13 protein-coding genes are annotated in these 13,099 nt (G+C 36.6%); 6 read left to right on the forward strand and 7 right to left on the reverse strand.

Annotated features, from left to right (window positions below; all coding sequences use genetic code 11):
- The first annotated feature begins 15 nt into the window (after window positions 1–15).
- Window positions 16–1,089 (forward strand): hypothetical protein, encoded by a 1,074-nt coding sequence (locus F6K06_RS13355; protein WP_287241528.1) that lies wholly within the window; start codon window positions 16–18, stop codon window positions 1,087–1,089.
- Window positions 1,090–1,105: 16 nt separating this feature from the next.
- Here the strand turns inward: F6K06_RS13355 and F6K06_RS13360 are convergent, their stop codons facing one another.
- From F6K06_RS13360 to F6K06_RS33960, 3 genes are all read right to left on the reverse strand, one after another.
- The gene (locus F6K06_RS13360; protein ID WP_275670293.1) at window positions 1,106–1,240 is read right to left on the reverse strand and encodes a hypothetical protein; all 135 of its coding nucleotides are present in this window, start codon (window positions 1,238–1,240) and stop codon (window positions 1,106–1,108) included.
- Between the two features lie 364 nt (window positions 1,241–1,604).
- Entirely contained in the window at window positions 1,605–2,189 is a 585-nt protein-coding gene (locus tag F6K06_RS13365) for a Uma2 family endonuclease (RefSeq protein ID WP_124155779.1), read from the reverse strand.
- Between the two features lie 33 nt (window positions 2,190–2,222).
- Window positions 2,223–2,477 (reverse strand): hypothetical protein, encoded by a 255-nt coding sequence (locus F6K06_RS33960; protein WP_353734886.1) that lies wholly within the window; start codon window positions 2,475–2,477, stop codon window positions 2,223–2,225.
- A gap of 170 nt (window positions 2,478–2,647) precedes the next feature.
- On the opposite strand from F6K06_RS33960, the gene F6K06_RS13375 reads away from it, so the two are divergent.
- Entirely contained in the window at window positions 2,648–3,874 is a 1,227-nt protein-coding gene (locus F6K06_RS13375) for a Gfo/Idh/MocA family oxidoreductase (RefSeq protein ID WP_287241526.1), read from the forward strand.
- Between the two features lie 361 nt (window positions 3,875–4,235).
- Here F6K06_RS13375 and F6K06_RS13380 read toward each other — a convergent pair whose 3' ends face one another.
- Complete coding sequence (locus tag F6K06_RS13380) at window positions 4,236–5,273, reverse strand: acetylserotonin O-methyltransferase (protein WP_240038904.1); 1,038 nt, start codon at window positions 5,271–5,273, stop codon at window positions 4,236–4,238.
- Window positions 5,274–5,861: 588 nt separating this feature from the next.
- Between F6K06_RS13380 and rsmA the strand changes: the two genes are divergently transcribed.
- Entirely contained in the window at window positions 5,862–6,680 is an 819-nt protein-coding gene (gene rsmA, locus F6K06_RS13385) for a 16S rRNA (adenine(1518)-N(6)/adenine(1519)-N(6))-dimethyltransferase RsmA (RefSeq protein WP_124144525.1), read from the forward strand.
- A 539-nt stretch (window positions 6,681–7,219) separates the two neighbouring features.
- On the opposite strand, the gene F6K06_RS13390 is transcribed toward rsmA, so the two are convergent.
- Entirely contained in the window at window positions 7,220–7,441 is a 222-nt protein-coding gene (locus F6K06_RS13390) for a hypothetical protein (protein WP_240038905.1), read from the reverse strand.
- A 499-nt stretch (window positions 7,442–7,940) separates the two neighbouring features.
- Here F6K06_RS13390 and cobJ point away from each other — a divergent pair, with 499 nt between their 5' ends.
- Complete coding sequence (gene cobJ, locus F6K06_RS13395; RefSeq protein WP_287241522.1) at window positions 7,941–10,052, forward strand: precorrin-3B C(17)-methyltransferase; 2,112 nt, start codon at window positions 7,941–7,943, stop codon at window positions 10,050–10,052.
- A gap of 104 nt (window positions 10,053–10,156) precedes the next feature.
- On the opposite strand, the gene F6K06_RS13400 is transcribed toward cobJ, so the two are convergent.
- Window positions 10,157–10,312, reverse strand: a complete 156-nt coding sequence (locus F6K06_RS13400; protein ID WP_161564464.1) for a hypothetical protein — start codon at window positions 10,310–10,312, stop codon at window positions 10,157–10,159.
- A gap of 268 nt (window positions 10,313–10,580) precedes the next feature.
- Complete coding sequence (locus tag F6K06_RS13405; RefSeq protein WP_124144527.1) at window positions 10,581–10,982, reverse strand: hypothetical protein; 402 nt, start codon at window positions 10,980–10,982, stop codon at window positions 10,581–10,583.
- A gap of 273 nt (window positions 10,983–11,255) precedes the next feature.
- Here F6K06_RS13405 and pyrE point away from each other — a divergent pair, with 273 nt between their 5' ends.
- Together pyrE and F6K06_RS13415 are read left to right on the forward strand one after the other, a co-directional pair.
- Window positions 11,256–11,867, forward strand: a complete 612-nt coding sequence (pyrE, locus tag F6K06_RS13410) for an orotate phosphoribosyltransferase (RefSeq protein ID WP_124144528.1) — start codon at window positions 11,256–11,258, stop codon at window positions 11,865–11,867.
- Window positions 11,857–12,330: a hypothetical protein gene (locus F6K06_RS13415; RefSeq protein ID WP_124144529.1), complete on the forward strand. Its 474-nt coding sequence runs from the start codon at window positions 11,857–11,859 to the stop codon at window positions 12,328–12,330. Before pyrE ends, F6K06_RS13415 begins: the two co-directional genes overlap by 11 nt.
- Window positions 12,331–13,099: the final 769 nt, after the last annotated feature.

The following is a 13,099-nucleotide window of genomic DNA, read 5'->3' on the forward strand; positions in this document are numbered from 1 at the left end:
GATGTTAGTAAAAATTTGATAGTAATTTATAGGAACCATATTAATAATTATCCATCATATCAAATTTTCGGCTCTGTACAAGAACTGGTTCAGGAGATTGATATAGAAGAAATTTTATGGGGAACTGGAGACAAAAATTTCTTCAATGGGGCAGTTAAAGTTAAACAACCAGTTCTAAATATCGACAAATATTGTAATCATTTAATTCAACTGCTTAATCAATTAATAAAAGAGGAAAAAATTAATCTGAAAACTAATCATAAAGTGACTAATGTTGAACTCAGCAACCAAGGATTTGAACTGAATATTAACCATGAAAAAAGTTTGTACTTTAACACAGTTATTAATACAGGATATGCAGAAGGATTGGAAATTCCAATCCCCTCTTTTTCAGGAGAGAAAGAAGCAGGAAATATTGTTAAATTAAAAGCCTATGGGATATATAAAATTCCAGAAACCCTCAAGACTAAAATTCCTCAATTGATAGAAGGTTTCTCCAGTACATTACTAATTCGTGGGCAATACGCAGGAATCATCAAAACAGGTGGGGATAATTTGGCTATTTTTTATGGATTAGAATATAATCAAGCAGAATTCTATGTTCCTCTCACTCAAACTCCAATCAATTTACCTAAAAACTGGATAAGTTGGATAAAGGGTGAAACTGACTATTTTGGCAATCGAAATGAAGCTTCTATTCTCCAAGCTATTCAACAAGGAGTATCTCAATGGATACCTTGGGTAGCAGAGTTAGAACCAATAGAATTGAAAAAAAATCTTCAAGTTTATCCCGGTCAAGAACCAGCAAATGAATTAGAAACTGCTAAAAGAGATCATAATCCTATTCGTTATCAGTATCAGCATCAAACTGGCGAACAATATATTCATATTCCTGGAGCCAAATTAACATCAGTTATTTATCATTCTTTTCTAATTATTGATAAATTATTACAAACTTATATAAACAAACAGATTTTAACAGAGCAAGAGGTAAATAAACACCTAATAATAGACAATAATAGAACTATAATTATTTCTCCAGAATTGGAATTTTTACTCGGGAAGAAATTGTCACAATCTTCTCCATAAAAACCAGAAAAAATTATCATTTTCTTTGTGGGTTTAATACCCCACCGTCTACACGGTGTTCAAAATTACTTGGGGTTAGAATCCCCATGTAATTTTCCTCCTGTCTCCTGTCTCCTGTCTCCTGTCTCCTGTCTCCTGTCTCCTTCTTCAATAGGAAATTAAATGTATATTAAAATCAGGCGTTGCTGAAGAGCGTGTATGAGATTAATCTTAATTCTTTAGGAATCAACCCACCCCTAACCCCTCCCAGGGGTGGGTTGGGAGGGAAGAAATAAGAACAAAGAATAATAGAAGAGAAAGTTTTTTGTTCGCCCTCTTATCCGGACATGATATCATATCTCAAATAACCAACGCCTCAAATCATATAGTACAATTAGTACAATATTTATTATCATTTTCTTTGTGGGTTTAATACCCCACCGTCAACGGGGGTGTTCACGCATTACTTGGGGGAGCGAATCCATAAGTAATTTTCCTCCTGTCTCCTGTCTCCTGTCTCCTGTCTCCTTCTTCAATTAAACATTTTTATGAAAAAAAGTAGGAATTCCGGCTTTGGTAAATACTTGTTCAGCAGTTAATTCTAATCCTTCAAATAGAGAATCTATCAATAGGGTATCTCCCATATAAGTTTGTGGTGGTGCATCTGGATAAAAAACTGTAATACTCCTGGCTTTACTATCAACAACCCACACCCTTAATACACCTGCATCTAAATAATCTTTAGCTTTAGCTGTGAGTTGACCAAATGTTTGCCCAGGAGAAATTATTTCTATTACTAGATCGGGCAAAACAGGACAAAAATCATCTGCTATCCATTCTGGAGATAAGCGCTCATAAGAAACATATAAAATTTCTGGTATAGGCACCCAATCTTTCCCTTGACGAGTTAATTTAACCGCCCATTCTGGAAAAACTTGCCCTTTTCCCTCGCACCATTCATCTATTAAATAAAGCAAAGCACGAGTTATTTTAGAGTGAAAAAATTTGGGTGACATTTTTGCGATTGCTTTTCCATCAATAAATTCATAAATAATATCTCCTTCTCCTGGTGGAAGTTCAAGAAACTCTTGTAATGTAAGTTGATTTTTTATTTGTACCATTTCGTCTTTAAAATTATGCCGACTTTTGAGTATTTATATTGTAATATTTTGGTGGCAGTCAAGAGTCAGGAGTGATAATTTACAGCAAATTTTGTACTCATCTTTTTTCCCTGTAACTGGAAGTAATTTTAGTGGAAATTCTCCCCTTATTAATACTTCTCCAGCAGTTAATTCTAATCCTTCAAATAAAGAGTTCCTAAATAGGGGATTTCCTATATAAGTTTGTGGTACTGCATCTGAATACAAAAAAACTGTAATACTTCTAGCTTTACTATCAACAACCCACACCCTTAATACACCTGCATCTAAATAATCTTTAGCTTTAGCTGTGAGTTGACCAAATGTTTGTGATGGAAAGTCTGAAGCGACCGAATATCAATAATTAACCTTCTATCTCCTGTCATAGTTTAAGTTTGTTTAAGAATGTTATAGTAACCTAAATAAATTATAAGAAAATTATGAAAGGGCAAAAAAAATTACTACAACATCAAACTGACTCGGTTGCTACCAAAAATCCTGACAGTCAGTCTCATCTATCCGATCAAGCTTCAATTTTTCCAACAACAATTGTTGGTTATGGACGTTACGGAAAAAATTATATTGGAACTAAATATGCTAAAAATGAATATTTTTGGGAAATAGTATCTATTGTCGATCCAGTAATTACTTCCTCCTTATTTGCTGATAGTATTTTAGGCAAAAATAAACCACAAACTTATCTATTTCAGAGTTTTCGTCAATGGTATGATAACTATTTTAAACACTTAAATAACCAACAAAAAGCCAGACAAGTAATCGAGATAGCTTTAAAGCCAGAATTAGTATATGAACAAGTAATGTTATATATCGAAGCTGGTGTGAAACACTTTATATTACCTAAGCCAGTTGTAAAAAACCTAGAAGAAATGCTGGAAATCGCAGAAATAATTCACAAATATGAAATAAAAGCAGCAGTAGCTTATCAGTGGTATTATTCAGACTTTCCTAAATTTATTAAACGAGAAATCCAAAAATTTATCAAGGAAAAAAAACAAAAGCTTTCCCTAACTTCAAGTAATTATTCGAGTATTCCTAATTTATATAAAGTAGAAATTTATTTTTCTAAAGAAAATGGTTTAGCATATACTACAGACCCACCATTACTTGAATTGCCTCATGCTTTACAGTTACTCTCTTCAATAGGAATAATTGATTTTAATAATTATTTGTCACTTCCAGAAGTTAGCGGTACAAATACATTTGTCAATGCTATTTATCAGGTAAAAAATATTCAAGATAAAATTTATGTTCGTTCTAACATTGATATCCAACCAAATCCTGCAATCAAAAAAGAATATCCCCTATGGGATATTCAGGAACGGCGTTTAAAAATTTATTTTGATCAAGACAATACTCAGCCCAATATAGAAGTGGATTTTTGGATGAAATTTGACTATTCTGGTGATTTTGCTCTTCGTCCTGGTAAATTAATTATTAGGGATGACGACAACTTTAACAATCAAGAACAATTAATTTTGAATATTGTTGACGATCAACTATTAAATATGAACCTGAAAATTTATGCAGCATTTCAGCAGAATTTTGCAGATTTTCAAAATGATCAGAATATTTTGTCTCTTGAACGTTATCTCCCAATTGGTAAGCAAATAATGCTAATTCAAAATCTTTGGAAATCTCTTCAGTAGGAAAAAGGGAATAGGCAATTAGTAGTGGCACGTCAAGCTTAAAATGGTGTATTGAAGTGTTTTTGTAGGTTGTTCAAATGCTTCTTACAAAAACAACTATATCAAATCCCCTTGCTTTCAAGTGTTTTGAAGAAGGAGACAGGAGACAGGAGACAGGAGACAGGAGGAAAATTACATGGGGATTCGCTCCCCCAAGTAATGCGTGAACACCCCCGTTGACGGTGGGGTATTAAACCCACAAAGAAAATGATAATAAACCGGGTTTGTAGGAAGTAGACCTTAAGTGCTAGGTATTTGAAACAAACCCGGTTTCTACATTTTTCTATACCAATACTACCGGATTTGATGACTTCTAACTTTGTTAAGGTTTTCTAGCACTAACGAGTGAATAATAAACATGAGTTTGAACTATTGATATTTCTTCAAACCCAACTTCTTGCAAAAGTTGATTAAACTCATTAGCAGTGTATTGTTTACCCTCAGTAACCCAAAACAGGCACATTGAAAATGAAGTAGCAATTGGAGGGTTATCTTTTCCATCTCCTAATAATATTTCACTTATATAAATGCGACCTCCACTTGGTAATGCTTCAAAGCTTTGTTTTGCTAGATGTAAACATTTTTCCCATCCCCAGTCGTGAAAAATATTACTGAAGAGAATTGCATCATACCCAGAAGGAAAAGGCTGTTGGAAAAAATCTCCCACATAAGTATCTACTCTATCAGATAATCCAGCTTCTGCTATATATTCTTGTGCTATGTCGCATACTGTTGGTAATTCTAAAATAGTACAGTGCATTTGGGGGTAACGCCGAGCTAAGGCAAAACAAAAAGCACCAGAACCACCTCCCACATCGAGAAGACGTTTGACACCAAAAAAGTCACCTCTCAAGGCAGCACCAAGTGCAGGAGTAAGACTTTGACTGTGCATGTGTCTAGTAAAAGCTTCAGCCTTTTCTTGATCTGCTTCGTGAGTTTCCCAAATACCCTTCTCGTCATAAATACTAGACCTATCATTTTGGACAGCCTCTAGCAGTTCTGAATGTGACAAAGGGTTATCGCGCATAAAATGCAGTATACCACCCCAGTAGTAAGGACTATCAGGAAGTAAAAAATTTTGTGATACCTGGGTAAGATGGAATTTTCCCTTAAACTGCACAAGATAGCCTAGTGATGTCATTACTCCTAAAAGTGCTTCAGTAGCACGAGACCCTAAAGACAAATTTGTTGCTACTTCTTCAGCAGTTGCAGGCTTTTTGTCTAATAAAGAGAAAAGTCCTAGCTCGTCTGCAACAGTAAGTGTAGGGAAGTGGAACATCGATAACCATGTATCCCAAAGCGGTTTATCATCACAAGTTAGTATTTCTAGTTCTTGGTCTAGATCGGATATTGACATCATATTTTATTTTATCCAAAAAAAGTGATATTTTTTGAAAAGTATAAATTTGAGAACTTAATATATATATATATATATATATATATCACGAAAATTCGGTCTCCAGAAAATTTCAAATTATTTGCTACAAATATTTGCTCCCTTTTCCCTATAGACCATAGTTTTGTAACATACTTTTTTTTACTTAGTAAAGCTTGTCTACTTAAGATGATTTTTAAAAGCCAAATTGAGACAAATTACTATCTGACAACATTTCAATATTTCAACCTTAATTATTGGTGATTTATGGCAAAAACACAACTATTTTTGTGTAAATCCTGATAGGTTGTAACATTTTATCTAACGGGGTTTGGTCTCCTTTCCCCAAGCTAAAATGGGATGAAAAGACCAAACCCCTACAGTTTTTTTTCACAAATCATTTAGGGTTGCTATATTATGACAAAAAAATTTGGGTCTGGTGCTGAATCTTTTAAGAAGATAAAAAAAGAGAATATTCCTCAGTTCCAGTCCCCTGATTGCAGAGGTACTATTCCCTGTTCCCTGTTCCCTTTTCCCTGTTCCCTGTTCCCTGCTATATAACTGATAACTGAAATGACTATTCAACCCCGAAAAAGATTTGCTCAACATTGGTTGAGGAGTGACAAAGCTCTCAATAAAATTGTCCAAGCTGCTGAATTATCCGACAGCGATCGCCTCCTAGAAATTGGTCCAGGTACAGGCATCCTGACTCATCGTTTATTACCCCTAGCAGCTTCCGTTGTTGCAGTAGAAATTGACAGAGATTTATGTCAAAAGTTAGTTAAAAAAATTGGCTCTGTAGAAAATTTTTTATTGTTACAAGGAGATATTTTATCCCTAGATTTAGAAACAAATTTGGCACAATTTCCAGCTTTCCAAAATCCTAATAAAGTTGTAGCTAATATACCCTATAATATTACCGGACCAATCCTAGAAAAACTATTAGGAACAATTGCCCAACCTGTAGCTAATAGTTATGATTTAATCGTCTTATTATTACAAAAAGAAGTAGCGGATAGAATCTGCGCTCGACCAGACTCAAAAGCTTATAGTTCCCTCTCAGTAAAAATTCAATATTTAGCCAACTGTGAATTTATTTGTGATGTACCTGCCAAAGCATTTTATCCCCCACCAAAAGTTGACTCAGCAGTAATACGACTACGCCCTCAATTAATAGAACCCCAGGCAAATAATCCTAAACAAATGGAAACATTAGTTAAATTAGGTTTTTCTAGTAAACGGAAAATGTTAAGGAATAATCTTAAAGCAGTTATTGAACGCGATCGCCTCTTCCCATTACTAGAAAAGTTAAAAGTAAATCCTCAAGTTCGTGCAGAAGATTTAAGCGTGCAGCAGTGGGTAGCACTAGCAAATAGCATAGAACCCATTTGAGAACTATCTATTTAGGGTTTGCTGAAAAAGTCTTATGGGTGAGGGTAAGAGACAACCCACCCCTCGCCCCTCCCCCTCCCAGGAGGGGAATACAGGAGACAGGAGTCAGGAGGAATGGGAATTATAGAGGAGGTAGGAAGAAGAGTTGTCCCAAGATTGTTCTGCCTTTGTTTGCCCTCAATACTAATATGCATGAACTTTTTATACCAAAAAGCTAGCACTTTTTTCCCTCCAAAAAGGCTGAAACCTTTATCCGTCAATGCTTTGAAATTTAATCAGCCAGCCCTATCTATTTCTGGATTCTGAATTCTGATTCACTATCTTATTACACCGATGCTACCGGATTTTATATGACTTCTGACTTCTGACTTCTGACTTGCGCGTAGCGCTATAGCTCTTACCCCATAGCAAGAGCTAGATACACCGGATTCCACTTTGGTGAGGTACACCCGCGGGAGCAAGATGCTCGCACTAAGAACATTTAATGATTAATATCTGTACTTCATATGCTTGGAATCTGCTGTAATTCGATCGCTTACTTAGTCAAAAAGTCCTTTTTTTTCCCTTTTTTTCCTGACAATTATAATTACAGGTTGTGCATCTTCTGGGGTTTCACCTGATGCTTTCAGTTGTTTGATCATTTTTCCTATATTCTTGGATATCTTACCTTCACCTCTCTGCAAATCACGGATATCTTTACTTTTAGCCGTGCCCATCTCTAAAATAATGGTGTTTGTTTTTTGCTTCATCTTTTTCTTCATTTTTTTCTCCTTGTTATTTATGGGTACTAAATTAAGTACTTGTATGTAATTTTAGTTACAAAACTCAAAGCCCTTGGTCTACATTTTAAGTTGTCTAATATTTTAAGCTTTTGATATGTCAAATAAAGTAATAGTGACTGTTATAACTTGTTAACCCAGCAGTCTTTTCTGTGTTTTTTGTGATAAAAATTTTAGATTTCTTAACTGGCCAACAATATTTGACAAAAATTGGACAACCAATACAATACCATACCATTTCTCAAAAACTTTTCAACTTGGCTATTGAGTAGGGAACACGGGGAAAGTTATTCGGTTATTTTTAATTACTTAATTAGGGTTTGCGCTCATATCTTATATTATCAGCTTTTTATTCCCCCTTCCGGAGCTGTTGCCTGCGCGCAGCGCTATAGAAACCCTGTAGAGAAGATGTTGGTATAGCAAGGAACGAGTTATTTAGGACATAGAATAAATAACAAATCCAATTTCAAATACCTAAAACATGAATTTAATTGGCCAAGAATTTCAACCCATAGCAGCGATCGCCACAACTCCCACAGCAACAAAATTATTGCAACCTATTTGTCAGACAATGGGGGCAACTCTGTGGATGCCAGACTCTTGTCAACACACAACAAATTCTACTGTTAACGCCGAAATTTACACTGACTCTCTGAAAAATCATCTAGCAAATATTTGGCAAAACTATAGTGCTATAGTTTTCTGTCTCGCCAGCGGTGCAGTTGTACGTTTAATATCTCCACTTTTAAAAGATAAATATTGCGATCCAGCAGTAGTCGTTGTAGATGAAGCAGGTAAATTTGTCATTAGTTTATGTAGTGGTCATCAAGGTGGTGCCGATAAACTAACTAATGTACTCGCTCGCCTCCTGAACGCTACCCCAATTATTACAGGCGCATCCCATAATTTGGAATTACCTGGTGTTGATATTTTGGGTAAACCTTTTGGTTGGCAGCGAGGAGAGGGAGACTGGAATAGAGTCAGTGGAATAGTTGCTAGAGGAGAAACTGTACAAGTAATTCAGGAAGTGGGTTCGACCTTGTGGCAAGAGCATCTACCCCAGAATCATCCATTTTATTTTGGATTTCCAGAAATAGGCGATCGCTCATCCCCTACTCCCAAGGCCAGAATTTGGATTAGTTTTACTAAGCGCCAGTTTTCTCCAGATTCAGATTTACCGAAAGTGCAATGGCATCCACGAGTTTTGTGGATAGGGGTTGGTTGTGAAAGAGGTACTTCTAAAAAATTAATTGCAACTGCTATTCAACAAGTATTTCAAACTAATCATTTAGCAAAAGGAGCGATCGCTGGAATTGCCACTATCGATCTTAAAGCTGATGAAATAGGGTTAGTAGAATTTTGTCAGGAACAAGATTTACCCTTGCAGACTTTTTCTTCCGAGTTATTAAGCTGTGTTGAAGTACCTAATCCTTCTAATATTGTTGCTCAGGAAGTAGGAACTCCTAGTGTTGCTGAAGCTGCTGCAATTTTAGGGGTAAAAGAAGGAAGAAGGAAGAGGGAAGAAGGCAGAAGGAAGAAGGCAGAAGGCAGAAGGCAGAAGGAAGAGGGAAGAGGGAAAAAAGAAGAAGGAATGAATAAATGGATAGATACTCAAATTAAAACTAATTATAAACACTATGTAGAAGACGGAGTATTAAACCCAGAAGAAAAAGATAATCTTAATTCAGAATCAAAAGAGAATACTGACAATTTATCCTCGAACTTTCAGGAAATTAATGAAGGTAATTTATTAGTTAGTAAGCAAATATTTCGTCTAGAAGGTGAACCAGGAGCAGCAACTATTGCTGTGGCTATATCTGAAAAAGAATATACAGGAAGAACTGGAAAACTATTGTTAATTGGCACTGGCCCAGGAAAATTAGAACAGATGACACCCGCAGCTCAAATGGCTGTTAGTTCTGCTGATGTTGTCATTGGTTATTCTCTTTATATTGACTTAATTCAACCCTTATTAAATCCTGGGCAAATCATAGAAAAATTACCTATTACTCAAGAAAAAGAACGAGCAGAAAGAGCAATTGAATTGGCAAATTTTGGCTTAAATGTCGCAGTAGTTTCTTCTGGTGATTGTGGAATTTATGGCATGGCAGGATTAGTTTTAGAGCAACTTCGAGCCACAGGTTGGGATGGCAAAATTCCGATAGTAGAAGTATTTCCTGGAGTTAGTGCTTTACAGTCTGCTGCTGCTAGAGTTGGTGCGCCTTTGATGCACGATTTTTGTGCTATTAGTTTGAGCGATTTATTAACACCTTGGGAGGTAATAGAAAAGCGTTTAAATGCTGTGGCAATGGCAGATTTTGTTGTGGCACTTTATAATCCTAAATCCCAGAAAAGAACAGAACAATTAGTTAAAGCTGTGAAGATATTTTTAGAATATCGTAAACCGGAAACTCCAGTAGCAATTGTCCGGTCTGTTTATCGAGAAAATGAGGAAATTACCTTGACAAGTCTGGATAAATTATTGGAGTTTTCTATTGATATGTTGACAGTAATTTTGATTGGTAATGAATCTACAGATATTTACAATAATTGGATGATTACACCCAGGGGTTATTCAACAATTAATAATTAATAATTAATAATTAGGGTTTGCTGATTAAATCTCAAATAATTACTAGATAAAGGTTTTAGCTTTTTTAGGTATTGAAAAAGTGCATGGTTTTCAGCTCTTCATGCTCAAAAAGCTAGTATTTTGGGCTGACTATGGCAGAATAATCTTGGGACAATTCTTACTCCTACCTCCTCGCTCATTCCCCGTTTCTCCTGTCTCCCCCTCCTGGGAGGGGTTAGGGGTGGGTTGTCTCCTGTCTCCTGTCTCCTACTAAAGAGCAAAAAGACTTTTTCAGCAAACCCTAATTACCTCTCCTTGAAAGCGGATAGGATGTAAGTATTTCCTGCAGAATGCGGAGCTAACAGCTATTAGCAGTCAGCTATCAGCAATTAGTAATAAGTAATTACTTCTAAGGTTTAGGAAGAGAACTTTGCCAGTAAATTTTATTCTTTCCTCAATTTCAAAGGTTGCTTTTATCTTCCTCAAAATTAATAGCTGATAGCTAATAGCTGACGGCTATTTGCGGAGCATTCCGGAGGAAATGCTTACCTAATTACCACCAAAAGTAGGAATTGAATCAGAAGGAGGAGCTGTCATTACTGATGAATTATAGGGATTAACTAAATCAGGAGTTCTAATGACTGGTGTACTAGAAAACTGCCGCCTTTGTTCCTCTATATAAAGCTGATTGATTAGGCGTAAGTCGTCAGAAATAGCTTCATCAGGAAACCTTAATATACCAAAATAACGACCTATTTGATTCAAAAACTCTGTTTTCTCAAAAAAGTTACCAGAATATCTTTGACTTGCTTCGTTAAACTCTTCTGCAAAAGGTTGATATGTACCAACAGGATCTTCAGGATGTCCCGCTTGAGCAATTTGGACAGATGTTAGAGTCGCGATCGCTGAAAAAATCATTATGCCACTAAGGCTTTTCCAATTCATGGCCATACGTTATTATTTATTGTAGGTTATTACTGGTGACATCTCCCATACTAAGCTGACGCTATAGTGTGGACTTCTCGTTTCGCAGCCCCGGTATTCCGTCGGGCAAGCGCGTGCTTTAAGGACGGAATGCCCTGCCGCCCTATTTTTTATGCCACGTTCACATCGCGGTCTATTGCTATGCCACAGTGCGGACAAGAATGGCTAAATTGCTCATATTATAGCAGTGAGATTATATGGCAAAAAATTATATATTTTGGAACTATTTTAATTAAAAGTATGACAAATCAAATTTCATCCTTAGCTACTCTTGATTTAACCACCATCAAACAAGAACTACTCGATTTGTTATGTAATTTAGCTTATCGCGAAGGGGATTTTATCTTATCTTCTGGACAACGTAGCTCCTATTACATAAATGGTAAATACGTCACTCTTCATCCCCAAGGTGCTTTAGCAATTGGACGGTTATTATTGTCCATCTTACCTGAAGATACTCAAGGTGTAGCAGGTTTAACTTTAGGTGCAGATCCAATAGTTACTGCTGTTAGTGTAGTCTCAGCTTATGAAAATCGTCCAATACCAGCTTTAATTATCCGAAAACAAGCTAAAGGACATGGCACAATGGCTTATATAGAAGGACCCTCACTAGAAGCTAATGCCAGGGTGGTTGTTTTGGAAGATGTGGTCACAACTGGAGCATCAGCAATGCTAGCTGTTAATCGACTGCGAGAAGCAAGCTATCAAGTCCATCGGGTTTTTGCCCTTGTAGATAGGGAGCAAGGAGGTCGAGAACTTTATCAAAAAGAAGGTCTTCAGTTTGAGTCAATATTTACTATATCAGAGCTACAAGAAAATCTGAAAAATATTAGCCAGAAAAATGACGACTAAAGCAGATTATACAAATTCAGAATGGGAGTTATTGTTGCAAGCAATTACTTTGGTTTCGATGATAATTATTACCTCTGAATTTACACTTTTTTCGGCTGTTAAAGAAGTATTTACTTTTAACAAAGAAATTAAGCACGCTAAGTTAAATTATCAGGATAATCAACTGGTTCATAATTTGTTGGTAGATATTGCAGAAAAAACGACTCGAATAAATGAGATAGAAAATGCAGTAAATTTTACAGAATTTCTGGAAGATGCAGAAGAAAAAATTAAAGCTGCAGTAGCGATTGCTCATCTTAAAGCGACTCCGAAAGAAGCTCAAGAATACAAAGAATTTCTCTATGAAATAGCGACTCAAATAGCTAATGCTTCTGGAGAGGGAATATTTGCTACAGGACCTAAAATTAGTCAACAAGAAGCTATAGTTTTAGAAAGACTCAAAATGCTTCTTGAGCTGGATTAATTTAATTAAATTAGTTCCTGTGCAAAATGATTTGTATTATTTATAACTCAACTATATTTCCTGTTCACAACCCCTGTGTTTCCTACTTCTGCTAAATTAATCTTCTCTCCATTCTTCCCGACCAATTAAGTCAACAATATTGTCTATTTACCCCTATCAATTTGTTTGTTCGCCGATGGAGGTGCCTCAAAAGTAGTTTAGTCGGGTAGATTGTGGTTTGCCGGAATCTGGTTTTGTTTTTGCCTGTTTTAACCGTCACTATAGAACCCATTTGAGATCTATTTAAAAAGAGATGGGGAGATGGGGAGATGGAAGCAAATTTCAACCTGCTTGGTGCACTACCTGGTGCGCCGTGCGACGGTGAGTGCAGTACGCCCTTCGGGTTCCCAAGGGGCTGTGGGCCTCAGCAGGTTCTGCCCGATAGATGCCGCGCCGAATTGAAGCAACTGCCGTACGCAAAGCGTTTCTGTTAGTGTAGCTCCTCCGGAGGAGGAAAGAGATACCCGAAGGACCCGGGGTATCATCCGCTTTTGGCCCTATTCTAGTTCCTGAATCTCCTGACTTCATCACCGACTGAGTTCTGAGGACGGCAGCCAAAAGCACATACCCCGTGCAAAGATACGATCGGGGGTTCTATAGAACTGCTAAATTTAATAATTCTTCATAAATCAACAAGTAAAGAATTTTAACTTCCCTGGCGGGAAGTCCCGCGCTCTCCCGAAGGGGAGCGGAGGGATGGGAAAGCTAGGGCCAAGAGTCGGATACCTCC

The sequence above is a fragment of the Okeania sp. SIO1H4 genome (assembly GCF_010672695.1).
GTDB classification, from domain to species: Bacteria; Cyanobacteriota; Cyanobacteriia; order Cyanobacteriales; family Microcoleaceae; genus Okeania; species Okeania hirsuta.